The sequence below is a fragment of the Stenotrophomonas sp. GD03777 genome (assembly GCF_029842485.1).
GTDB lineage: Bacteria > Pseudomonadota > Gammaproteobacteria > Xanthomonadales > Xanthomonadaceae > Stenotrophomonas > Stenotrophomonas sepilia.
In genome coordinates this window covers 1-21443 of record NZ_JAOCGL010000027.1, presented here as the reverse complement: position 1 = coordinate 21443, position 21443 = coordinate 1, and the positions used below count along the sequence as shown (strand labels likewise).

Genomic DNA, 21443 nt, shown 5'->3' with positions numbered 1-21443 from the left:
TTAAGTCGTAACTGGCCCTGCTGTGCCTGAAACGACTTAATCCCCTCCGTCCCCTTTTTCGGTGATAGCGCGGGCGTATCGTGCGGCGTGGTCAATGGTATTGGCCGCAACCTGGGTGCATGGCCGAAGCTGTGCCGATGCAGCCGATTTCCCGAATTTCCTTTGAAGGTCAGGTTGGCCTGGTGACGGGTGCCGCCGGTGGACTCGGCCTGGCCTACAGCCGCCTGCTGGCCGAGCGCGGTGCGCAGGTACTGATGCATGACGTCGGTGCCGGTACCGATGGCCGAGGCGCAGATCCGCAGCGCATCCTGCGCAGCGTCGAAGTGCTGCAGGCGCAGGGTCTGCAGGTGCAGGCCGCAAGCGGTCCCATCGGCCATCGCGACGGTTGCCATGCGCTGGTGCAGGAGCTGCTGCAGGCGCACGGCCGCATCGACTTCCTGATCCACAACGCGGGCTGGGTCGAGTACCAGCCGCTGGAAGCGGTCGAGGACGATGCGCTGGAGCAGATGCTGTGCCTGGCGGCGAAGACGCCGTTGTGGCTGGCGCAGGCGGCATGGCCGGCGATGCGCGAGGCCGGTGGTGGACGCATCGTCATCACTACGTCGGATCGCGCGTTGTATCCGCAGTACGCACAGCGTGGACTGTCCGCCTATGCAATGGGCAAGCTGGCTGCGCTTGGCCTGGTCAATGTTCTGGCGCTGGAAGGCTCCGAGCATGGCATCGTGGTCAACGCTGTTTCGCCGGTGGCGAAGACACGCATGTGGGGCATCGAAGGCGAGCCCGACGAACTGCATCCGGAAGCTGTTGCGCAAGGGGTGGCCTATCTGGCATCCACGCGCTGCCAGGAAGGTGGGTGGACACTGCGTGCCAGCAACGGGCAGTTCCATGCACTGCGCCTGCAGGAAGCCGAGCATGTGGCGTACCCGCGCGATCTGCGTGCGGTGACTGCTGACAGCATCGAATCGGTCGCACTGCAGTGGCCGGCCATCGCCCGCGCCAGTGTGGACGCGCGCAGCTGACGGCGTACCCTAGGCAGGTTTCCACTGCCGGCACCGAGATGATCGACCTGCGCCTGCTTCGCCAGTTCGTGGCCGTGGCCGAAGAGCTGCATTTCCACCGCGCTGCAGCGCGCCTGCACATGTCGCAGCCCCCGCTGACGGCGGCGATACGACGCCTGGAAGACGAACTGGGCAGCGAACTGATCGTGCGCGGCAATCGCACCCTGGGCCTGACCGTGGCCGGGCAGACGTTGCTGGTGGAGGCGCGGGCAACGTTGCAGCAGGCCGAGCAGGCGCTGCAGCGCACCCGCGCCGCCGCCGCCGGGCAGTCCGGCAGCCTGCGCGTGGGCTATGTGGGCAGTGCGCTGTATGGGCGCCTGCCTGGCCTGATCCGCCGCTTCCGCCAGCAGTACCCGCAGGTACAGCTGCACCTGCAGGAAGCCACATCGCGTCAGCAGCAGTTGTGGCTGCGTGAGCAGCGCATCGACGTCGGCGTGCTGATTCCACCGATTCCCGCCGCCGAGCTGGTGCTGCACGACTTCGACCACGATTGCCTGGCAATTGCGCTGCCACGTGCCCATGCGCTCGCCGATGCGCCGGAGCTCAACATCGCGATGCTGGCCGACGAGCCGTTCGTTTCATGGCCAGCGGGCGAGGGCATCGGCTTCCACGCGCAGGTGCTGGGCCTGTGCACCGTTGCGGGCTTCACCCCGCGCGTGGTGCAGGAAGCGCAGGGCATGCATGCGGTGTTGTCGTTGGTGGCGGTGGACGCTGGCGTGGCAATCGTTCCAGCCAGCATGGCCTGCTTCCGCCCGCAGGAGATCGTCTATCGCGCGCTGGAAAGCGATGCCGCGCGCTTCGATCTGCCGTTCTGCACGCGGCCAGAGCAACCGTCGCCGCTGCTGCGCAATTTCCTGGAGGCGGCGGCCGGGGCCTGACGCCGCCTGTGCGTTCGCCCGCGGCAATGCACGACCATGGAACTAGGCTCCGGTGATTCCCGTCGTGCACCGTCGAGCAAGGAAGCCCCACTCCGGGCCCTACCGTCATCCCGTTGTCGTCTTCCGCTCACGCCGCCCATGCCCACCCAGGTCTAATGTTGATCGTCCCCGTCCCCCACGGAGACCCGCCATGCGGCTGCTCGACCATCTCTGGCCCGGCCGTAGACCGCTTCCTCCCCCGGTCGCAGACGCGCCGCAGGTGCCGCCACGCCGGCCCTGGCTGAAACGCCCTGTGCGGGCCGGGCGCAGCGGCATGGCTCCCTGGCAGAAGGTCGCCACGCCGCTGCGGCGCGCGCGCCACTAGGCGCCGCGGTCGGCCGGGTGGTTGACCCCGTCGTTGACCGGGATCACCCCCAGCGCGAACGGGTCGATGCCCTCCAGACACGCCACGTTGTAACCGTACTGGTCCGGGTTGGAGCGGCGCCGGTGATGGGTGTAGATGCCGCACACGTCGCAGAAGTAGTGCTCGGCCACATGGGTGTTGAACTGGTACAGCTGCAGGTGGTTCTGCCCGCGCACGACCTGCAGGCCCGCGCGGGCAACGCTGGCTGCAATGGCACCCCGGCGCCGGCACATCGAGCAGTCGCAACGGCGCGGGTCGACGATGCCGTCCGGCAGGTCCAGCAGCAGCTCGACCGTGCCGCAGTGGCAGGTTGCGCGGTGCTGGGGTTGGACCGGAACGCCGGCCACGGAAGTGATGCCCATCGTTGCTCCTGTGAAGTGAACCTGGCCGCATGGACCGCCGCAGACGGTGCGCCGGCGTGCCTGAACAGGCCGTAGATGCCACGGTGAACCCGCTTGTGGCTAACTATGCGGCTTCGGGACCGCGACAGGATGCCAGTGAAAGCCGCAGGACGTAGGATGACAGGAAGTGCCATGGCGCTGGCAGCGCTGTGGGTGGCCGGGCTGCTGGCCTATCAGATGCCGGGGCCGGGCTGGCTGGCGAAGGGCATTGCGGTGCTGTGGCTGCTGTTTGCGCTGTGGGCGTCGTGGCGGGTCGCGCGTGGTCGCAGCAACCGCCGCCTCGGCATGGCGTATGGCGCTGCGCTGGTGCTGGCCGGCCTGTGGTGGCTGCTGCTGACCCCACGCCAGGACCGCGTGTGGGCCGATGACGTGGCCCAGCGCCTGCATGTGGTGTCCTTCGACGGGCGCCACGTGGTGTTCGACAACGTGCGCGATTTCACCTGGCGCAGCGAAACCGACTACGACGCGCGCTGGGTGCGCCGCGAATACGACCTGGACCAGTTGCGCTCGGCCGATCTGGTGCTGTCGTACTGGATGGGCCCGGCGATCGCCCACACCCTCATCTCGTTCGGTTTCGAGGACGGTCGCCACGTGGTGTTCTCGCTGGAGATCCGCAAGGAGCGCGGCGAATCGTTTTCGGCACTGGGCGGGTTCTTCCGCAAGTTCGAGATGACCCTGGTGGCCTCGGAAGAGACCGACATCATCCGCACCCGCACCAACGCGCGTGGCGAGGATGTCTATCTGTACCGCCTGCACGGCATGGACCACGCGCAGCTGAAGGAACTGTTTGCCGCGTACATCGCGCAGGCGCGCGAACTGGATGCGAGGCCGGGCTTCTACAACACGCTCACCAGCAACTGCACCACCATCGTCTTCGACCTGGCCCGCCACATCGCGCCGCGCCTGCCGCTGGACTACCGCCTGCTGCTGTCCGGGTATCTGGCCGAGTATGCGCAGGAGGTCGGCGCACTCACCCCAGGCGTGCCTTATGCCGAGCTGCATGACAAGGGCCGCATCACCCAGCGTGCATTGGACCTGGGCAGCGGCGACCACTTCTCCACCGTGATCCGCCAGGGCGTACCTGGCACCGAGCAGGACCCGCAGTAATGACTCGACTCCTCCTGATCCGCTGGCAGCGTGCGCTGCCGGTGTTGTTCGCCGCCTTCCTGCTGCTGGGCAGCAGTGGTTGCGCGATGGTCACCGTCAAGCAGGTCAAATCCAGCGATTCGCTGGTCAACAAGCGTGCCGACGTGCTCAGTACCGGCAAGCTCAGCCCCGCTGCGCGCGAGACGCTAAGCGCGGCAGGCCTGGACGAATCGCAGTGCGAGAAGGACTTCCTGGTCTGCCGCAGCACGCTGCTGATGACCGACGATCTCAATGTCGAGCAGCGGCTGTCTGCGCTGTCCGAACTGTGGGTGAAGGCCGCGCTGGCGCTGACGCCGAAGAAGACCGCAGCCGGCGATCCGCCGATGAGCGACGCAGCGCTGGACGCTTGGCTGGAAGCCGCGCGCTACGCCTATGCCTACCTGTTCTACAGTGGCCGCTCACCATCGGATCGCGCCTTCGAAGACCGGCAGACGCAGGTGCGTGACTACTACAACTACGCGGCCGAGAAGGCGGCGGTGGTGCTGTTCGTCCGCGCGCGCGCCGCTGCGTTGGCTGGCGAGGACTACACGAAGCCGATCTCGGTTGGCAGCTGGTCGCTGGCTTCCAACTACCAGCAGCTGAACCTGAAGAGCATTCCCGCGCAGCTGGTGCCGGCCGGCACGGTCAGCTTCGTCGGGCTGCGCAGTACTTATCGCCGTGATGGCTTCGGTGCCGAGCTGGTGATGGTGATGGACCCGCCGAAGCTGGTCGCACCGGTGATCGCGCCTGAGGGCCCGAAGGCGGAGACACCGCAGGATGACGAAGAGGGCGCACGCCGTGGCCGCCGTCATCGGCATGACGATTCGGTGCCCGAGTTCAGCGAGATGTCCTCGATCAACGTCACCGCGTTGCTGCGCTTCGAAGGCAGCAGCCTGGACGATGTGATGCGGACGCGCCGGGTTGAACTGGATGCCTATTCGCCGGAAGCTACCGAGCGCATCACCCTGCACGGCGAACAGGTGCCGCTGGCCGGCAATTTCACCGCGGCCTACGGCCTGTGGCTTGCCCAGAGCGGTTTCGCCCGGCAGTCACTGCGCACCCTGTTCGGCATGAGCGAGGGCATCGGCGAGCCACACATCTACCTGATGCAGCCGTGGGACCCGAACCGCCGCATCATCTTCATGCTGCACGGCCTGGCCAGCAGCCCGGAAGCCTGGGTGAACCTGGCCAACGAGATCATGGGCGACCCCGAGCTGCGCCAGCAGTTCCAGGTGTGGCAGGTCTATTACCCGACCAACGCACCGATCGCGCTGAACCGCTACGAGATCGCCAATGCGTTCAACGACACGCTGAAGCACTTCGATCCCAATGGCAGCACGCGTGCATCGAAGGACATGGTCTACATCGGCCACAGCATGGGCGGCGTGCTCGCGCGGCTGCTGGTGAGCGATTCCGGTGACGTGCTGTGGAACGACCTGCTGGCCAACTATGACCTGAAGGGCGAGCGTCTGAAGCGCGTGCAGAACAAGCTGGGGCCGTTGCTGCATTTCAAGGCACAGCCGAACGTGGAGCGTGCGATCTTCATCGCTGCGCCGCACCAGGGCACCGATATTGCCGGCAACAAGGTCGGGCGCCTGCTGGGCCGGCTGGTGCGCCTGCCACTGACCATCCTCGGCAAGTTCGAGGACGTGTTCATGGCGCTGGCGCAGGCCGAGCAGCAGGTCGATGGCACGGCCAAGCCGAAGATTCCCAACAGCATCGACAACCTCAAGGCCAGCGACCCGTTCGTCAAGGCCGCAGCGCAGCTGCCGATCGAAGCGGGACTGAAGTACCACTCGATCATCGCCCAGCGCAAGCCGGAGCTGCCGGTGGACAAGTCCGATGACGGACTGGTGCCGTACTGGAGTGCGCACCTGCCGGGTGCACAGTCGGAGAAGGTCATCATTTCCGGCCACAGTGTGCAGGAGACCCCGCAAGCGGTGCTGGAAGTGCGGCGCATCCTGCACCGGGATATCGATGACGTGGGGACGGGGACCCGGTAGTGCCAGCCGCTGGCCGGCACTCTCCGCGCACGCGGGAATCCCGTGATGGTGCCGGCCAGCGACCGGCACTGCCGAAACCCGACGGCGCTACACCCGCCGCGCGATCACCGCAGCCAGCACCGCCAGGCCGAAGGTGATCGCCAGGCACAGCAGGTAGCCGGTGTGCGGCGCGCTTTCCACGAACAGCGCGAACAACGCACCGGAGACCGCCAGCGCGGTGGTCACCGACAGGGCCTCGCTCAGCTGCAGGGCCGACGTGTTGGCACCCTGCTCATGCGCTGCTGACAGCGAAAGCGTGAGTACCGAGAGGCTGGCGTAGATCATGCCCATGCCGAAACCGGTGACCGTCCAGCCCACCAGTGCCACCGGCAATGGCACTGCATTGAACAACACCGCAAGCGTTGCGGCGATGCCGACCGTCATCATCGCCGTGCCGACGCGCAGCAGCTGCTGGCGTGACCAGCCGCGCTGCTGGTGACCCTGCAGCCAGGAGCCGGCGAACCAACCGAGTGCGCCGAGGCTGAGCACCGCGCCGGCCCAGCTGGGCGGGAGCCCGCGTTCGCGCTGCAGCAGCAGCGGCAGGTAGGCTTCGCAGGCGAAGAATGCGGCAGCGGCGACGCCGCGCAGTGCGATCACGCTGGGCAGGCCCCTGCGCAGGGTCAGCGTTCCGGCCGGCAGCAGGCGATGCACGCATAGCAGCAGCGCCAGCATCGCCACGCCGATGCAGAGCAGGGCGGTCGGACCGTGCTGCTGGCCGCCGAAGTACAGCAGCAGCGCCGCCAGCGATGCACCACTTGCCCAGCGCACGATGTTGCCGCGGCCCTCGTCGTCGTTGCTGTCGGCGGAGGGCTGCATGCGCGCCAGCGCAGGCCGCAGCAACAGGGCAGCAGGGACTGCCAGCAGCGGCACCGCCAGGAACACCCAGCGCCAGCCGAGATGCTGGACGATCAGGCCGCTCAGCGCCGGGCCGACCATCGAGGGCACCACCCAGCCCGCCGAGAATGCCGCGAACACCTTCGGCCGCAGGTGCTCGGGGTAGCTGCGGCCGACCATCACGTACAGCGAGACCGAAATCGCGCCCGCACCCAGGCCCTGCAGCAGGCGCCCGGCCACCAGCATGCCCATGCGCACGGCGAAGCCGGCCAGCAGCAGGCCCAGCACGAAGCAGGCCAGGCCGTACCACAGCGGCCGTGCCGGGCCCTGGCGGTCGGCCCAGCGTCCGGCCAGGGTCATGCCCATCACGCTGGTGGCCAGTGTGCCGCCGAAGGCCAGCGCGTACAGGCGCAGGCCGCTGAGTGCTTCGGCCACCGTGGGCATCGCGGCAGCGACGGCCAATGCTTCGAAGGCGTGCAGCGCGACCAGCGCGACCATGCCGAGGGTGGTGGCGCGGTAGCGCGCGGACAGGATCGATGTGTCAGCCGGCAGGCGGGTGTCGGCGGGAGAGAGGGTCGGGGTCATACCGGTCAGGGGCGGGCCGCGCTTGTCAACGGGCGGCGAAGATAGCAGCATGCCACCTCAACTATAGTTGAGGTCAAGCAATGGCATCCCAGGAACTCAGCGTTGGCGAGGTCTCGCAGCGCAGTGGCGTGGCCGTTTCCGCACTGCATTTCTACGAGCGCAAGGGGCTGATCAGCAGCCTGCGCACCTCGGGCAACCAACGCCGTTACAGCCGCGACGTGCTGCGCCGGCTGGCGGTGATCCGCGTTGCGCAGCGGGTGGGCATGCCACTGGAAGCGGTCGGCCGCGCCTTCGAGAGCCTGCCTGAAGGCCGTGCACCGACCAAGGCTGACTGGGCCAAGCTGTCCGCGCGCTGGCGCACCGAGCTGGAAGAGCGCATCCACATGTTGCAGCTGCTGCGCGATGAACTGACCGGCTGCATCGGCTGTGGCTGCCTGTCACTGCAGCATTGCCGCCTGGCCAATCCTGGCGACGTTCTCGGCGAACGCGGCGACGGCCCGATGCGCTGGGAATGAAAAAGGGGACGCGCTCCCGGTAGCGCCGGGCCATGCCCGGCGGACGAAAACGACTTGATCCCCTCCGTCCCCTTTTTCTTACCAGACCGTGATCGTCTCGCCGCTCTGGATGCCTTCCACCGCGCGCTGGAAGGCCAGCGCCGCGCGTTGCGCGCTTACCGCTTCGAAGCCCGGGAAGTAGGGGCCGTAGGCCGCCATCGATTCGATCAGTACGTTCGGGCTGACCACGTTGATGCGCAGGCCGCGCGGCAGCAGCTCCAGTGCGGCAGCGCGCACGAAGCCTTCCAGTGCGGCATTCACTGCGGTGGCGTTGACGCCGTCGCGGATCGGCTGCGCGCTGATGATGCCGCTGGTCAGGGTGATCGAGCCACCGGCATTGAGGTGGTGCTGGGCGGCCAGTGCCAGCCGCACCTGGCCCAGCAGCTTGTCCTGCAGGCCCAGGTTGAACTGCTCGGGCGTCATGTCCTGCAGCGGACCGAAGTGCAACTTGCCGGCGGTGGAGATCACCGCATCGACTGCACCGGTACGCGCGAACAGTTCGGCGACGCTGGCGTCGTCAGTCTGGTCGACGCGCAGCTCACCGCTGTGGCGGCCGGCGGCGAGGATCTGGTGCTGCTGGCCCAGCTGGCGGGCGACTGCCTGGCCGAGGGTGCCGCTGGCACCGACGAGGAGGATCTTCATGGCCGTTCCTTGCGTGTGGGAGTGAGCGCAGTCTGCACCGTCACAGTGGGGTTAGGTAAGCGGCGTATGATTCGCAGATTCCTAACTCTGGATTAGCAATGGATACCCTTCGCTGCATGCAGGCCTTCGTCGCCGTGGCCGAACGCGGCAGCTTTGCAGGGGCCGCCGAAGAGCTGCAGGTGTCGGCGGTGATGGTGGGCAAGTACATCCAGCAGTTGGAAGCACATCTGGGCACCGCGTTGCTGCAACGGAACACCCGCCGCCAGCGCTTGACCGAAGCCGGCAGCGCCTACCTGGCCGGGTGCCGGCAGGTGCTGGAGCAGGTGCAGCAGGCCGAGGCCGATGTGGCCGGCCTGCAGGTACAGCCGCGTGGCCTGTTGCGGGTCAGCGCGCCCACCGCCTGGGGCAGCTGCGTGCTGGCGCCGCAGCTGGCTGGCCTGCTGCGTGCGCAGCCGCAGTTGAACATCGAGCTGGACCTGAGCAACCGCCGCGTGGATCTGATCGAAGATGGCTTCGACGCGGCGATCCGGGTCGGGCCGTTGCCATCGCAGGAGGTGGTGGCGCGGCCGCTGCCGCCGTATGCGATGAGCCTGTGCGCGGCGCCGTCTTACCTGCGCAGGCGCGGCACGCCGCGAACACCGGATGACCTGCAAGGGCACGACTGCCTGAGCCATCTGGCCTGGCGCGGCGGGCATGGCTGGCAGTTGGCCAACGGCGAACAGGTCGACTGGGAGGCACGGCTGAGCAGCAACGATGGCTTCGCGTTGCGCGAAGCCGCCGTGGCCGGGGCCGGGCTGGTACTGCAGCCCACCGCACTGCTGGCGGCGGAGATCGCAGCGGGACGGTTGAAGCCGCTGCTGCGCGACTACCTGCCGGAACCGCGGCCGATGCACCTGATCTACCTGCCCGATCGACGCCCGCGCCCGCGTTTGCAGTGCTTCGTGGATTTCGTCATGGCCACGTTGGGGCAGTGATCATCGGGGTAGATGGGGTCAGATCCCTTTGCCTCGGCAAAGGGATCTGACCCCAGGGGATCAATCATTCGCCGCAGACAATTCCTGTCCACGCACCTGCGCGGCGCGCAGTGCGGTGTCCACCAGTGCCTCGAAGCCGCCAGCCTGGAAGCTCTCGATCGCGGCCTGGGTAGTGCCGTTGGGTGACGTCACGCGTCGGCGCAGCTCTGCGGGGCTCTCACCGGCCTCATCCAGCATGCGCGAGGCGCCCAGCAGGGTCTGCACCACCAGCGTGCGCGCGGCGTCGGCCGGCAGGCCCTGGGCGATACCCGCCGCTTCCATCGCTTCGGCCAGCAGGAACACATAGGCCGGTCCACTGCCGGACACGGCAGTCACCGAATCCATCAGCGCCTCACTATCGATCCACACCGTGCGCCCGGCACTGGCCAGCACCTGTTCGGCCTGCGCGTGCTGCTGCGCATCCACCGATGCAGTGGCATACAGGCCGGTCACGCCGGCGCCGAGCAGAGCGGGGGTATTGGGCATTGCGCGCACCACCGGCAGGTTGCCACCCAGCCAGCGCTCCAGCTGTGCACTGGTGATGCCGGCAGCGATCGACACCACCAGCGGCCGGTTTGCCTGGGCCAGTGCCTGCAGCGACTGGCAGACCTCACGCAGCACCTGCGGCTTCACCGCCAGCAGCCAGGTGTTGCCCTGTGCGCCGGCATCGGTGGCGTTGTCGTGTACCTGCACGCCGAAGTCGGCAGCCAGCGACTCGCGCAGCGCTGCAACCGGTTCGGCCACATGGATGTGCGCGGCGGGCACGCCCTGGCGGATCAGGCCGGCGATCAGGCTGCGGGCCATGTTGCCGCCGCCGATGAAGGTGATGGAATCAGCTGCCATGGAAGTCTCCTTGGAAAATCAGGCCGGGCGCGCGCGCGCGCCGAACAGGGCGGTGCCGATGCGCACCAGGGTGGCGCCCTCGGCGATGGCTTCGGCGTAGTCGCTGCTCATGCCCATCGACAGCGTGTCGACCTGCGCGCGCTGGGCGGCCAGCGACTGGAAGAGTGTGCGCATGCGCACGAATGCATCGCGGCGACGCTCGGCCTCGGGCCATGGCGCGGGAATCGCCATCAGGCCACGCAGGCGCAGGGTGGGTTCGGCGGCAATCGCCGCGGCCAGCCCCTCGACATCCTCCGGTGCACAGCCGTGCTTGCTGGATTCATCGTCGATGTTGACCTGGATCAGCACATTCAGCGGGCCGCGTGCGGGCGGGCGGTGGCGCGCCAGCGCCGTTACCAGCTTGGGCCGGTCCACGCTCTGCACCCAGTCGAAATGGGTGGCCACCGCCTCGGCCTTGTTCGACTGCAGGTGGCCGATCAGATGCCACTCCAGCGCCAGGTGCTGCAGCGCCTGCATCTTGGCCAGCGCTTCCTGCACATAGTTCTCGCCGAAGGCCTGCTGGCCCTGTGCGGCCAGCGCAGCCACGGCCTCGGCCGGTTGGGTCTTGGAAACGGCCAGCAGGCGCGGATCGGGCCGGCCGGCCGCCTCGGCGGCGGCATGCAGGTTGCTTAGGATCTGGGGCAGGGGAGTGGCCACGTAACGCGTTCCGTTGAATCAGGAGGCTATACTGCCGCCCGGGGAAAGATCCTTCCAGTCGAAGCCGTTATTGGGGAGTAGCCGCTCATGGATATCGCCGAACTGCTGGCGTTTTCCGTAAAGAACAAAGCGTCCGACCTGCACCTGTCTGCAGGCCTGCCGCCGATGATCCGCGTGGACGGCGACGTTCGCCGGATCAACATCCCGGCCCTGGACCACAAGCAGGTCCACGCGCTGGTGTACGACATCATGTCCGACAAGCAGCGCCGCGATTACGAGGAATTCCTCGAAGTGGACTTCTCCTTCGAGATCCCGTCGCTGGCGCGCTTCCGTGTGAACGCGTTCAACCAGAACCGTGGCGCCGGTGCGGTGTTCCGTACCATTCCGTCCGAGGTGCTCACCCTCGAAGACCTGGCCTGCCCGCCGCTGTTCCGCGAGGTGATCCAGCAACCGCAGGGCCTGATCCTGGTGACCGGCCCGACCGGCTCGGGCAAGTCGACCACGCTGGCGGCGATGATCGACTACATCAACAAGAACGAATACGGCCACATCCTCACCGTCGAGGATCCGATCGAATTCGTGCATACCTCGCAGAAGTGCCTGATCAACCAGCGCGAAGTGCACCGCGACACGCATGGCTTCAATGAAGCACTGCGCTCGGCGCTGCGTGAGGACCCGGACATCATCCTGGTGGGCGAACTTCGTGACCTGGAAACCATCCGCCTGGCACTGACCGCAGCGGAAACCGGCCACCTGGTGTTCGGCACCCTGCATACCAGTTCGGCGGCCAAGACCATCGACCGCATCATCGACGTGTTCCCGGCCGGCGAAAAGCCGATGGTGCGCTCGATGCTGTCCGAGTCGTTGCGTGCGGTCATTTCGCAGGCGCTGCTGAAGAAGGTTGGCGGCGGTCGTACCGCAGCGTGGGAAATCATGGTCGGCACCCCGGCCATCCGCAACCTGATCCGCGAGGACAAGGTGGCGCAGATGTACTCGGCCATCCAGACTGGCCAGCAGTACGGCATGATGACCCTGGACCAGCACCTGCAGGACCTGGTCAAGCGCAGCCTGATCACCCGAAACCAGGCCCGTGAGTACGCCAAGGACAAGCGCCTGTTCGAGTAAGGCGGGGCAGTAACGGGGCAGCGTGCACCAGTGCGCTGCTGTTCCCGTGTTGTTTCCTCCACCGACCGTTACCTGGTAAACCGCTTTCCGGGAGCCTGCCGTGAACACCACCGCGACCACCATCGATTTCACTTCGTTCCTCAAGCTGATGGCGCACCAGCGCGCCTCGGACCTGTTCATCACTGCGGGCATGCCGCCGGCGATGAAGGTCAACGGCAAGATCTCGCCGATCACGCAGACCCCGCTCACGCCGCAGCAGAGCCGCGACCTGGTCCTCAACGTGATGACCCCGGCGCAGCGCGAGGAATTCGAGAAGACCCACGAATGCAACTTCGCCATCGGCCTGTCCGGTGTCGGCCGCTTCCGCGTCAGCTGCTTCTACCAGCGCAACCAGGTCGGCATGGTGCTGCGTCGCATCGAGACGCGCATTCCGACGGTGGAAGAACTGAGCCTGCCGCCGATCATCAAGACGCTGGCGATGACCAAGCGCGGCATCATCCTGTTCGTCGGTGCCACCGGTACCGGTAAATCGACCTCGCTGGCGGCGATGATCGGTTACCGCAACCAGAACTCGACCGGCCACATCATCACCATCGAAGATCCGATCGAATTCGTGCACAAGCACGAGGGCTGCATCATCACCCAGCGCGAAGTCGGCATCGATACCGACAGCTGGGAAGCCGCGCTGAAGAACACCCTGCGCCAGGCGCCGGACGTGATCATGATTGGCGAGGTGCGTACCCGCGAAGGCATGGACCACGCCATCGCGTTCGCCGAAACCGGCCACCTGGTGCTGTGCACCCTGCATGCCAACAACGCCAACCAGGCGATGGACCGCATCGTCAACTTCTTCCCGGAAGACCGCCGCAACCAGCTGCTGATGGACCTGTCGCTGAATCTCAAGGGCGTGGTCGCGCAGCAGCTGGTGCCGTCGCCCGATGGCCGCTCGCGCAAGGTGGCGATGGAGATCCTGCTGGGCACGCCGCTGGTGCAGGACTACATCCGCGACGGCGAGATCCACAAGCTGAAGGAAGTGATGAAGGACTCGGTCCAGCTGGGCATGAAGACCTTCGACCAGAGCCTGTTCGAGCTGTACCAGGCCGGCGAGATCAGCTACGAGGACGCGCTGCGTTACGCCGATTCGCAGAACGAGGTGCGCCTGCGCATCAAGCTCAGCCAGGGCGGCGACGCGCGCACCCTGTCGCAGGGGCTGGATGGGGTGGAGATCTCCGAAATCCGCTGACCTGGCCGGCAACGGTCATGACCGGATTGATGAATTCCAGTCATGACCGACTGCGGTCCAGCCGGCTCAATCCATCGCCACCGCAGGCGTATCGTCAGCACTCCCCCTCTGGAGTACGACGATGCAGACACGTGAACTCGGCCGCAGCGGCCTGAAGGTTTCCGCCCTGGGCCTGGGTTGCATGGGCCTGACCCATGCCTACGGCCAGCCGGTCGAACCGAGCCAGGGCATCGCCCTGCTGCACGCTGCCGTCGAGCGCGGCGTGACCTTCTTCGACACCGCCGAGGTGTACGGCCCGTACACCAACGAAGACCTGCTCGGCCAGGCCTTGGCGCCCTACCGCGACAGGCTGGTGATCGCCACCAAGTTTGGTTTCAAGGACGCGCGCACCGATGCCGGCCTGGACAGCCGCCCGGAGAACATCCGTGCCGTGGCCGAAGCCAGCCTCAAGCGCATGCGTACCGACTATATCGATCTGTTCTACCAGCACCGCGTCGACCCGAACGTGCCGATCGAGGATGTGGCCGGCACCGTGCGCGACCTGATCGCCGAGGGCAAGGTCGGCCACTTCGGCCTGTCCGAGGCGAGCGCTGCCACCGTGCGTCGCGCGCATGCGGTGCAGCCGGTCACCGCCGTGCAGAGCGAGTACTCGTTGTGGTGGCGCGAACCGGAGCGTGAGCTGCTGCCGACCCTGCAGGAGCTGGGCATCGGCTTCGTGCCGTTCAGCCCGCTGGGCCGCGGCTTCCTGACCGGTGCGATCAACGCCGATACCACCTTCGACGCCAACGACTTCCGTAACAGCGTGCCGCGTTTCGAAGTGGAGGCGCGCCGCGCCAATCAGGCGCTGGTGGATCGCATCAGCACGATTGCGGCAGCGCGCGGTGCGACGCCTGCGCAGGTCGCACTGGCCTGGCTGCTCGCGCAGGCACCGTGGATCGTGCCGATTCCGGGCACCACCAAGGTTCATCGCCTGGAAGAGAACCTGGGCGCGGTCGACCTGCAGCTGGCACCGGAAGAACTGCAACGCATCGCGCAGGCGCTGGACGAAGTGTCGATCGTTGGCGAGCGTTACAACCCGTAGCGTGCGGCACAGGCCAAGGGCTGATCACCGGGTGCGGACCGAGGTGGGTGCGGACCGTTGGTCCGCACACCTCATCCAGCCATCGGCCCGCGCAGCGCATCAAGCACCGTCCGCATCGCCACGGTCACGTGGCGGCGCGAAGGGTAGTACGCGTAGTAGCCATCGAAGTGCGGGCACCAGTCGTCCAGCACTGATTGCAGCCGGCCATCGTCCAGCATCGGCTGCACCTGGTCTTCCGGCAGCCAGGCCAATCCGCTGCCTGCCAGCGCAGCGGTGCGGGTCATGCCCATGGTGTTGAACGTCCACTGGCCGCTCACGCGCACGCTCAGTTCATTGCCGTCCTGGCCGAAATCCCACGGCATCAGCCCACCATGCGTAGGCAGCCGCAGGGTCACGCAGTTGTGCCCGGCCAGGTCGTCCGGATGCCGCGGCACCACGTGCTGGCGGAAGTAGCTGGGCGCCCCGACCACGCGCATGCGCAGCGGCGGGCTGATCGGTACGGCGATCATGTCGCGCGCCAGCCGCTCGCCCAGGCGGATGCCGATGTCGTAGCGCTCGGCCACGATGTCGGCCAACCCGTAGTCGGCCGCCAGTTCCACCTTCAAATCCGGATACTGCCGCAGCAACGGCGCCAGCCTGGGCCAGGCGATGTACTCGGCGGCGTGGCCGGTGGCATTGATGCGGATGGTGCCGGCCGGGCGTTCACGGTACTCGGCCAGCGCGGCCAGCCCGTCCTCGATCTCGGCCAGGCGCGGGGCCAGGGTATCGAGCAGGCGGGCACCGGCTTCGGTGGTCGAGACGCTGCGGGTGGTGCGGGTCAGCAGGCGCACGCCCAGGCGCTGCTCCAGTCCGCGCATGGCATGGCTGAGCGCGGACTGGGACACGCCCAGTTGGGCGGCAGCCTTGGTGAAGCTGCCCTCGCGGGCAACGTGGACAAAGGCCTGCAGATCGTTGAGATTTTCGCGGGGCATGCGGGGATGATACGGCCGGGCTGCGCCCGGCACCTGCCGAAACAACGTCAACGTCAAAAGCTGGCTTCCTGTGGAAGGCGAGGTGGCTCAGGTCGCGGGGGACGGCGCAAGTACGTCCATGTAGCCTCGGTCGCGCCATCCATGGCGCTCACGCCCCCGCAACCGGACCCACCCCGCCTTCGACAGTTTCCCGCTGCTGTCGGTGGGTGCCGACCGTTGGTCGGCACGGGATCCGGCCCCACTACGTGAGGGTGTGTCGATTTCTGCGTCTGTGGTTCGTCAAATGAATGACTTCAACAACGGGGGCTGCACATGAGCACTGGCACCAAGCCGAAAGGCCCGGCCTCGTACTTCCCCTCCATCGAGAAGACCTACGGGCAGCCGGTGGCGCACTGGTTCGGGCTGCTGGCGGGGAAGAAGGGCCTGAAACACATGGAACTGGTCAGCTTCCTGAAGAGCGAGCACGGCCTGGGCCATGGCCACGCCAACGCGCTGGTGGCATACCACCTGGCCGGCAAGGGGTAACCAGCGGCCGGCGGAGGGCAGGGTGGGACGCATTCAGCTGAACGATTTCATCTGCAACTGTCATGCGGATCGTGTCTAATAGCGCTCCCCACCTGCTGTTCCCCCACCCGCATGTCCCTTCCCTCCCATGGCCCCGCGCCGTGCGACGACGCTGACGGCCACCTGGTCACCGCCGGTCCGCTGACCCCGCCGCCCGACAGCGCCGGCACCACCGCCGACGACAAAGCGCTGCGTCACTCGATCGCCGAGGACGTGCAGGGCATGGTGCTGGCCACGATGGTGGCCTCGCTGGGCCTGGCCATCTTCGCCAAGGGCGGGCTGATGATCGGCGGCATGGCGGGCATGGCCTTCCTGCTGCACTACGCGATGGGCTGGAACTTCGGCCTGGTGTTCGTGCTGGTCAACCTGCCGTTCTACTGGGTGGCGCTGCGGCGCATGGGCTGGGAATTCACCCTGAAGACCTTCGCCGCGGTCACCGCCTGTGGCGTGCTGACCGACCTGCTGCCGCGCTGGATCGACTTCTCGCACATCAACCCGCTGTACTCGGCGATTGTCGGCGGTGCGTTGTCCGGCCTGGGCATCCTGTTCTTCATCCGCCACCGTGCAAGCCTTGGCGGCATCGGCATCCTGGCGGTGTACCTGCAGCGCACCCGTGGCTGGAGCGCGGGCAAGGTGCAGATGTCCTACGACGCGTGCCTGATGGTGGCCGCGTTCTTCGTGTTGTCGCCGTCGAAGGTGCTGTATTCGGCCATCGGCGCGGTGGTGCTCAGCCTGGTGCTGATGTTCAACCACCGCCCCGGCCGCTACATGGGCGTGTGACGTTCAACGGTGTTGCCGGCCAGCGGCCGGCACTACCGGAACCCATGCATGGCAGCGCCGGGCCATGCCCGGCGGATATCCATCAGCGGGCGGCAGCCTTCAACCACGGCGGCGACAGCATCAGCAGCCGCGCATGCACCGGGCAATCCTCGGCGTGCGCACCGGGCAGGTAGCCCAGGCTCATCAGGAATTCGCCGGTGATCTCGCCGCCGGTGAAGCGGAACGTCTTCTTGAACAGCTTCACCCAGTCGGCCTTGCTGCGCGGGTGGTGCGCATCCAGCCACGCCGCGAAGCTGCCATGGCTGGCCCGCAACTGCTGGATCACCTGCGCGTTGTGGATCGCCGCCCGTACCTTCAGCCGGTTGCGGATGATGCCTGCGTCCGACAGCAGGCGCTCGATGTCCTGCTCGGCATACGCCGCCACGCGGTCGACATCGAAGCCGTCGTAGGCCGCGCGGAAGCCCTCGCGCTTCTTCAGGATCGTTTCCCAGCTGAGGCCGGCCTGGTTGATTTCCAGCACCAGCCGCTCGAACAGCTCGCGCTCGTCACGCTGCGGGAAGCCGTACTCGTTGGCGTGGTAATAGTCGTGCACCGGATGGCCCGGGGCGATGAGGCAGTAGCCGCTCATGGGGAAGGCTCGTTGGAATCGGATTCGGATTCGGGATCGATGGCCACCGCAGGGTGCCCGCCGATGGACAGCATCGGCCAGCGCGGTGGAATGAGCGTGAGTCTGCCGTCACGCAGGGCCTGGTTGATCGTCTCGGCCTGGCCGCTGACGGTGCCGAACAGCGCACCGGCCCGGCGCCACTGGGAATCCTTGCCACGTGCGTACAGCACGCAGTCCGGTCCACGGTGGGTGTTCAGCTCGCACAGCAGCACCTCGCCGGTACCATCGCCGTCCAGGTCGCGATGCACGATCAGGCAGTCGCGCTCGCTCTGGGCGCAGGATTCGCCATTGATCGATCGGGTGGCCAGAGCTTTCCACCAGTCGTCCGGTGGAGAACTGGATCCCTTGGCCAGCTTCAGCGCGCGCTGCAGGGCGGCGACGTCCTGCGGCCCCTTGTCGAGGCGGTGGCCGTCGTCCCAGCGTGAGGTGCGTGCCAGTGCAGCAGCGATCACCTGTGGCGCGTTGGCATCGGCGGTGATGGCCGGATCGCGCTGCAGTTCGCGCAGCGCCCGCACGCCACGGCGCCCCAGATCGAAGCGCAGCACGTTGACGTCGCTGCTGGTGATCGCCGGCGGATCCGCACGCAGGCGCGCCAGCTGGCTGGACAGGGTCAGCCGCACCGGATCCAGCAGCGGCGAGTTGCCCAGCAGTGCCAGTGCCAGCACCGCCCAGCACATCCAGCGGTTGACCGGCTCCAGCATCTGCAGCCAGCGGCGCTGCCGGCGCAGCACCGCCAGCGCGTAGCCCACGGCATAGCCGGCCGTGGCCAATGCGACGAGCACCGCCCAGAAGCGATCCAGGGTCCAGCCGTACTGCGCCACGCGCAGGCCCAATGCATACAGTGCCAGCGCGGCGTAAACCGGCAGTGTCAGCAGGCTGGCTTCGACCAGCCTGCGCAGCACCAGAGGGTAGGAGACACTGTCTTCCCCCTGCTGGTAGACCGCATTGGTGAACGTCACCAGCAGCAGCGACACCACCACCAGCAGGCTGGCGGCCGAACGGGTCTTCCACAGCGGTTCCAGCCCGGTAAGCGGCAGGCTCAGCACGAACAATACGGCGATGAACGACAGCAGCGGCAGCAGCCCGCGGCAGATCGCGAACAGCACCTGGCGGGTGATCTGGATCGCACGGTGCTGGGTGCGCCCGATCAGCACGCCGAACCCGGCCAGGCTGCCGGTGGCCAGTGCGATGAAAGCGTCCTGCCGGAACAGGTCGCGGAAGACATTCACGTCCAGCAGTTGGAACAGCGCTGCCCACAGCCACAGCAGCAGCCAGGTCAGCCCGGTGAACAGCGCCGCCAAAGCGAGGGTCAAACCGTTCTGCCAGGCGCGCTCGAACAACTCGGGGTAGCTGGCGCGCCAGTGCCCATGCTGCAGCTGGAACTGCCACCAGGGCAGTGCCACGAACACCGCCACGCCCATGCCCAGGGTCAACGGAAACTGCAGCGCGCCCGACTCCAGTGCGGTCTCGCCATTGAGGTTCCAGCCGATCCAGGCGGCCAGCGCCAGCACCACCGCCGAGCCGAGCACGGCCTGCAGCCACAGTCGGCGCTGGCCCAGCTCGACCAGGCTCAGCGCCACCGCGCTGGGAATGGCCAGCACCCAGGCGTACCAGCAGTAGCGCCAGCCGATATCGCGGAATGGCCAGGCATCGGACAGCTCCTGCGCGGCATACAGCATCAGGCCCTGCAGCAGGGCAAGCAGGACGATGGCGCTGCGTGCCGGCAGGGTCAGGGGCGAAGAAGACGGCATCAATGACCTTCCGTGGCAAAGCACCATCCTAGCCCATCGTGGTTCGGCGCCATCGCGCGACCATCCCGCCCCCAGCAGGTAGAATGGGCCCATGCCTGTAATGCCGACCTCCCTTGCCGATCACCTGCTCGTCGCGCTGCCGTCGCTGCTCGACGCGACCTTTGCCCGCAGCGTCGCGCTGATCTGCCAGCACGACGAGAACGGGGCGATGGGCGTGCTGGTCAACCAGCCTTCCGAATACACGCTGGGTGAAGTGCTCGCGCAGATGGACATCACCACCGGTGATGGCGACCTGCAGGCGCGCATGGTGCTCAATGGCGGCCCGGTGCATCCCGAGCGCGGCTTCGTCATCCATGACGACGCGCGCGCGTGGGATTCCAGCCTGACCGTGGGCCACGGCCTGTACCTGACCACCTCGCGCGACATCCTCGAAGCGATGGCGCGCGGCGAAGGCCCGGCCAATGCGGTGGTCACCCTCGGCTGTGCCGGTTGGGGCGCAGGGCAGCTGGAAAGCGAGCTGTCCGAGAACAGCTGGCTGACCGTGCCGGCCGATGCCGAGCTGGTGTTCCAGCTGCCGCTGGAGCAGCGCTGGCAGGGTGCGGCTTCGCGTATCGGTGTCGACCTGTTCCGGCTGACTGACTACAGCGGCCATGTCTGAGCCCATCACGCCCGCACCGGATTCTGCTGCCCCGGCCATCCGTCGTGACGGCACGGTCCTGGGTTTTGATGTCGGCTCGCGGCGGATCGGCGTGGCCATCGGCAGTGCCTTTGCCGCGCATGCGCGCGCGGTGGCGGTGGTCGATGTGCACGGCAACGGCCCGGACTGGACCGCGATCGAACGCCTGCTCAAGGAATGGAAGCCCGACGGCCTGGTGGTCGGCGACCCGCTGACCCTGGACGGCCAGGACCAGCCCAACCGCAAGCGTGCGCAGGGCTTTGCCCGCCAGCTGCGGGAGCGCTTCAAGCTGCCGGTGGTGATGATCGACGAGCGTTCCAGCTCGGTCGAGGCTGCCCGCCGTTTCGCCGTCGAGCGCGCCGAAGGGCGCAAGCGTCGCCGTGATGCGGCCGCCCTCGACGCCGTGGCCGCGGCGGTGATCATCGACCGCTGGCTGTCGTCCCCCGACGACGCCACCCCCATTCCCTGACTGCACGACTCCCGCCATGACTGCCCAGCAAATCGATGTCTCCGGACGCCTGCGCCACCTGCTGACCCTGGAGGGCCTGCCGCGCGAAACCCTGCTGCAGTTGCTCGATCGGGCTGGGCAGATCCGCGACGCCGCAGTCGGCCGTGTCGGCAACAAGCGCCACGTGCTGGCTGGTTCGGCGGTGTGCACGCTGTTCTTCGAGCCGTCCACGCGCACCCGCAGCTCGTTCCAGCTGGCCGCGCAGCGCCTCGGGGCCGATGTGCTGAACTTCGATGCCTCGACCTCGTCCACGCGCAAGGGCGAAACCGCCTGCGACACGCTGCGCAACCTGGAAGCGATGGGCGTGCGCGGCTTCGTGGTGCGCCACCCCGATGACGGCGCCGTGGCCGCGCTTGCCGACGCTGCGGGCGAGGGCACCGCGCTGATCAATGCCGGCGACGGCCGCAGTTCGCACCCCACCCAGGGCCTGCTCGACATGCTGACCCTGCGCCAGGCCAAGGGCCCGGATTTCTCGAAGCTGAAAGTGGTGATCGTCGGCGATGTGAAGCACTCGCGGGTGGCCCGCACCGACCTGCACGCGCTGCGCACGCTGGGCGTGGGCGAGATCCGCGTATGCGGCCCGCAGTCGCTGCTGCCGGATGATGAGACCCTGAAGGGCTGCGTGGTCGGCGATGATTTCGACGCGATGCTGGAAGGCGTCGACGCGCTGATGATGCTGCGCCTGCAGCGCGAGCGCATGGAAGAAGGCCTGGTGCCGTCGCTGGAGCAGTACCACGCGCAGTACGGCCTGACCCGCGAGCGCCTGGCGCGTGCCGGCAAGGATGCGGCCGTGTTGCACCCGGGCCCGATCAACCGTGGCGTGGAAGTGACCGATGACGTGGCCGATGGCCCGCAATCGTGGGTGCTGCGCCAGGTCGCCAACGGCGTCGCGGTGCGCATGGCCGTGCTGGAAACCTTGCTGGGCTGAGCACTTTGGTGGGTGCCGACCGTTGGTCGGCACGGCTGATCTGTCCTCATCCGGCCCGGTGGGTACCGACCGTTG

22 protein-coding genes are annotated in these 21443 nt (G+C 67.4%); 14 read left to right on the top strand and 8 right to left on the bottom strand.

Annotated elements, in window-relative coordinates:
* The first annotated feature begins 119 nt into the window (after positions 1-119).
* Both N5E02_RS08375 and N5E02_RS08370 read left to right on the top strand, forming a co-directional pair.
* A complete protein-coding gene (locus tag N5E02_RS08375) occupies positions 120-1019 on the top strand; it encodes an SDR family oxidoreductase (RefSeq protein WP_231109066.1) in 900 nt (299 codons plus the stop codon).
* A 38-nt stretch (positions 1020-1057) separates the two neighbouring features.
* Positions 1058-1936 carry a LysR family transcriptional regulator gene (locus tag N5E02_RS08370; protein ID WP_065185815.1) on the top strand — a complete coding sequence of 293 codons (879 nt, stop codon included), beginning with the start codon at positions 1058-1060 and terminating at the stop codon, positions 1934-1936.
* Between the two features lie 360 nt (positions 1937-2296).
* Here the strand turns inward: N5E02_RS08370 and N5E02_RS08365 are convergent, their stop codons facing one another.
* Positions 2297-2701 carry a GFA family protein gene (locus N5E02_RS08365; protein ID WP_065185816.1) on the bottom strand — a complete coding sequence of 135 codons (405 nt, stop codon included), beginning with the start codon at positions 2699-2701 and terminating at the stop codon, positions 2297-2299.
* Positions 2702-2872: 171 nt separating this feature from the next.
* On the opposite strand from N5E02_RS08365, the gene N5E02_RS08360 reads away from it, so the two are divergent.
* Together N5E02_RS08360 and N5E02_RS08355 are read left to right on the top strand one after the other, a co-directional pair.
* Entirely contained in the window at positions 2873-3847 is a 975-nt protein-coding gene (locus tag N5E02_RS08360) for a DUF4105 domain-containing protein (RefSeq protein WP_279946178.1), read from the top strand.
* The gene (locus N5E02_RS08355) at positions 3847-5868 is read left to right on the top strand and encodes an alpha/beta hydrolase (protein ID WP_279946170.1); all 2022 of its coding nucleotides are present in this window, start codon (positions 3847-3849) and stop codon (positions 5866-5868) included. The genes N5E02_RS08360 and N5E02_RS08355 overlap by 1 nt, the downstream gene beginning before the upstream one ends.
* 87 nt (positions 5869-5955) lie before the next feature.
* Here the strand turns inward: N5E02_RS08355 and N5E02_RS08350 are convergent, their stop codons facing one another.
* Entirely contained in the window at positions 5956-7377 is a 1422-nt protein-coding gene (locus N5E02_RS08350) for an MFS transporter (protein WP_279946169.1), read from the bottom strand.
* A 29-nt stretch (positions 7378-7406) separates the two neighbouring features.
* Here N5E02_RS08350 and soxR point away from each other — a divergent pair, with 29 nt between their 5' ends.
* Entirely contained in the window at positions 7407-7841 is a 435-nt protein-coding gene (gene soxR, locus N5E02_RS08345; RefSeq protein ID WP_005415534.1) for a redox-sensitive transcriptional activator SoxR, read from the top strand.
* Positions 7842-7919: 78 nt separating this feature from the next.
* Here soxR and N5E02_RS08340 read toward each other — a convergent pair whose 3' ends face one another.
* Entirely contained in the window at positions 7920-8522 is a 603-nt protein-coding gene (locus N5E02_RS08340) for a short chain dehydrogenase (protein ID WP_279946168.1), read from the bottom strand.
* A 98-nt stretch (positions 8523-8620) separates the two neighbouring features.
* Here N5E02_RS08340 and N5E02_RS08335 point away from each other — a divergent pair, with 98 nt between their 5' ends.
* On the top strand, positions 8621-9496 hold the full coding sequence (locus tag N5E02_RS08335) for a LysR family transcriptional regulator (protein WP_262219797.1): 876 nt from the start codon (positions 8621-8623) through the stop codon (positions 9494-9496).
* Between the two features lie 60 nt (positions 9497-9556).
* Here the strand turns inward: N5E02_RS08335 and proC are convergent, their stop codons facing one another.
* Both proC and N5E02_RS08325 read right to left on the bottom strand, forming a co-directional pair.
* On the bottom strand, positions 9557-10378 hold the full coding sequence (gene proC, locus N5E02_RS08330; RefSeq protein WP_065177953.1) for a pyrroline-5-carboxylate reductase: 822 nt from the start codon (positions 10376-10378) through the stop codon (positions 9557-9559).
* An 18-nt stretch (positions 10379-10396) separates the two neighbouring features.
* The gene (locus N5E02_RS08325) at positions 10397-11074 is read right to left on the bottom strand and encodes a YggS family pyridoxal phosphate-dependent enzyme (RefSeq protein WP_262090362.1); all 678 of its coding nucleotides are present in this window, start codon (positions 11072-11074) and stop codon (positions 10397-10399) included.
* An 87-nt stretch (positions 11075-11161) separates the two neighbouring features.
* On the opposite strand from N5E02_RS08325, the gene N5E02_RS08320 reads away from it, so the two are divergent.
* From N5E02_RS08320 to N5E02_RS08310, 3 genes are all read left to right on the top strand, one after another.
* Complete coding sequence (locus N5E02_RS08320) at positions 11162-12199, top strand: type IV pilus twitching motility protein PilT (protein ID WP_004147099.1); 1038 nt, start codon at positions 11162-11164, stop codon at positions 12197-12199.
* 100 nt (positions 12200-12299) lie between these two features.
* Entirely contained in the window at positions 12300-13442 is a 1143-nt protein-coding gene (locus N5E02_RS08315) for a PilT/PilU family type 4a pilus ATPase (protein ID WP_005408369.1), read from the top strand.
* A 121-nt stretch (positions 13443-13563) separates the two neighbouring features.
* Entirely contained in the window at positions 13564-14523 is a 960-nt protein-coding gene (locus tag N5E02_RS08310) for an aldo/keto reductase (protein WP_279946167.1), read from the top strand.
* A gap of 71 nt (positions 14524-14594) precedes the next feature.
* On the opposite strand, the gene N5E02_RS08305 is transcribed toward N5E02_RS08310, so the two are convergent.
* On the bottom strand, positions 14595-15494 hold the full coding sequence (locus N5E02_RS08305) for a LysR family transcriptional regulator (RefSeq protein WP_279946166.1): 900 nt from the start codon (positions 15492-15494) through the stop codon (positions 14595-14597).
* Positions 15495-15806: 312 nt separating this feature from the next.
* Between N5E02_RS08305 and N5E02_RS08300 the strand changes: the two genes are divergently transcribed.
* Together N5E02_RS08300 and N5E02_RS08295 are read left to right on the top strand one after the other, a co-directional pair.
* Positions 15807-16019, top strand: coding sequence for a DUF4287 domain-containing protein (locus N5E02_RS08300; protein WP_005415542.1), 213 nt, complete (start codon positions 15807-15809; stop codon positions 16017-16019).
* Between the two features lie 111 nt (positions 16020-16130).
* Positions 16131-16838: a YitT family protein gene (locus N5E02_RS08295; protein WP_005415543.1), complete on the top strand. Its 708-nt coding sequence runs from the start codon at positions 16131-16133 to the stop codon at positions 16836-16838.
* Positions 16839-16920: 82 nt separating this feature from the next.
* Here N5E02_RS08295 and N5E02_RS08290 read toward each other — a convergent pair whose 3' ends face one another.
* Both N5E02_RS08290 and N5E02_RS08285 read right to left on the bottom strand, forming a co-directional pair.
* Complete coding sequence (locus N5E02_RS08290) at positions 16921-17466, bottom strand: DNA-3-methyladenine glycosylase I (RefSeq protein WP_005415544.1); 546 nt, start codon at positions 17464-17466, stop codon at positions 16921-16923.
* Positions 17463-19256 carry a DUF4153 domain-containing protein gene (locus N5E02_RS08285; RefSeq protein WP_065185823.1) on the bottom strand — a complete coding sequence of 598 codons (1794 nt, stop codon included), beginning with the start codon at positions 19254-19256 and terminating at the stop codon, positions 17463-17465. Before N5E02_RS08285 ends, N5E02_RS08290 begins: the two co-directional genes overlap by 4 nt.
* 91 nt (positions 19257-19347) lie before the next feature.
* On the opposite strand from N5E02_RS08285, the gene N5E02_RS08280 reads away from it, so the two are divergent.
* From N5E02_RS08280 to N5E02_RS08270, 3 genes are read left to right on the top strand one after another with little or no spacing between them, the layout of a single operon-like run.
* Positions 19348-19914 (top strand): YqgE/AlgH family protein, encoded by a 567-nt coding sequence (locus tag N5E02_RS08280; RefSeq protein ID WP_049410646.1) that lies wholly within the window; start codon positions 19348-19350, stop codon positions 19912-19914.
* Positions 19907-20401: a Holliday junction resolvase RuvX gene (gene ruvX / locus N5E02_RS08275; protein ID WP_005408378.1), complete on the top strand. Its 495-nt coding sequence runs from the start codon at positions 19907-19909 to the stop codon at positions 20399-20401. Before N5E02_RS08280 ends, ruvX begins: the two co-directional genes overlap by 8 nt.
* A gap of 16 nt (positions 20402-20417) precedes the next feature.
* On the top strand, positions 20418-21368 hold the full coding sequence (locus N5E02_RS08270) for an aspartate carbamoyltransferase catalytic subunit (protein WP_065177948.1): 951 nt from the start codon (positions 20418-20420) through the stop codon (positions 21366-21368).
* Positions 21369-21443 lie beyond the last annotated feature (75 nt).

What these genes read in the sequence shown, in the direction of transcription:
- ruvX (WP_005408378.1), top strand. Translation starts at nt 19,907, where the DNA reads ATGTCTGAGCCCATCACGCCCGCACCGGATTCTGCTGCCCCGGCCATC.
- proC (WP_065177953.1), bottom strand. Translation starts at nt 10,378, where the DNA reads ATGGCAGCTGATTCCATCACCTTCATCGGCGGCGGCAACATGGCCCGC.
- N5E02_RS08300 (WP_005415542.1), top strand. Translation starts at nt 15,807, where the DNA reads ATGAGCACTGGCACCAAGCCGAAAGGCCCGGCCTCGTACTTCCCCTCC.
- N5E02_RS08370 (WP_065185815.1), top strand. Translation starts at nt 1,058, where the DNA reads ATGATCGACCTGCGCCTGCTTCGCCAGTTCGTGGCCGTGGCCGAAGAG.
- N5E02_RS08280 (WP_049410646.1), top strand. Translation starts at nt 19,348, where the DNA reads ATGCCTGTAATGCCGACCTCCCTTGCCGATCACCTGCTCGTCGCGCTG.
- N5E02_RS08310 (WP_279946167.1), top strand. Translation starts at nt 13,564, where the DNA reads ATGCAGACACGTGAACTCGGCCGCAGCGGCCTGAAGGTTTCCGCCCTG.
- N5E02_RS08305 (WP_279946166.1), bottom strand. Translation starts at nt 15,494, where the DNA reads ATGCCCCGCGAAAATCTCAACGATCTGCAGGCCTTTGTCCACGTTGCC.
- N5E02_RS08365 (WP_065185816.1), bottom strand. Translation starts at nt 2,701, where the DNA reads ATGGGCATCACTTCCGTGGCCGGCGTTCCGGTCCAACCCCAGCACCGC.
- N5E02_RS08340 (WP_279946168.1), bottom strand. Translation starts at nt 8,522, where the DNA reads ATGAAGATCCTCCTCGTCGGTGCCAGCGGCACCCTCGGCCAGGCAGTC.
- N5E02_RS08285 (WP_065185823.1), bottom strand. Translation starts at nt 19,256, where the DNA reads ATGCCGTCTTCTTCGCCCCTGACCCTGCCGGCACGCAGCGCCATCGTC.
- N5E02_RS08375 (WP_231109066.1), top strand. Translation starts at nt 120, where the DNA reads ATGGCCGAAGCTGTGCCGATGCAGCCGATTTCCCGAATTTCCTTTGAA.
- N5E02_RS08290 (WP_005415544.1), bottom strand. Translation starts at nt 17,466, where the DNA reads ATGAGCGGCTACTGCCTCATCGCCCCGGGCCATCCGGTGCACGACTAT.
- N5E02_RS08270 (WP_065177948.1), top strand. Translation starts at nt 20,418, where the DNA reads ATGACTGCCCAGCAAATCGATGTCTCCGGACGCCTGCGCCACCTGCTG.
- N5E02_RS08295 (WP_005415543.1), top strand. Translation starts at nt 16,131, where the DNA reads ATGTCCCTTCCCTCCCATGGCCCCGCGCCGTGCGACGACGCTGACGGC.
- N5E02_RS08355 (WP_279946170.1), top strand. Translation starts at nt 3,847, where the DNA reads ATGACTCGACTCCTCCTGATCCGCTGGCAGCGTGCGCTGCCGGTGTTG.
- soxR (WP_005415534.1), top strand. Translation starts at nt 7,407, where the DNA reads ATGGCATCCCAGGAACTCAGCGTTGGCGAGGTCTCGCAGCGCAGTGGC.
- N5E02_RS08360 (WP_279946178.1), top strand. Translation starts at nt 2,873, where the DNA reads ATGGCGCTGGCAGCGCTGTGGGTGGCCGGGCTGCTGGCCTATCAGATG.
- N5E02_RS08335 (WP_262219797.1), top strand. Translation starts at nt 8,621, where the DNA reads ATGGATACCCTTCGCTGCATGCAGGCCTTCGTCGCCGTGGCCGAACGC.
- N5E02_RS08320 (WP_004147099.1), top strand. Translation starts at nt 11,162, where the DNA reads ATGGATATCGCCGAACTGCTGGCGTTTTCCGTAAAGAACAAAGCGTCC.
- N5E02_RS08350 (WP_279946169.1), bottom strand. Translation starts at nt 7,377, where the DNA reads ATGCTGCTATCTTCGCCGCCCGTTGACAAGCGCGGCCCGCCCCTGACC.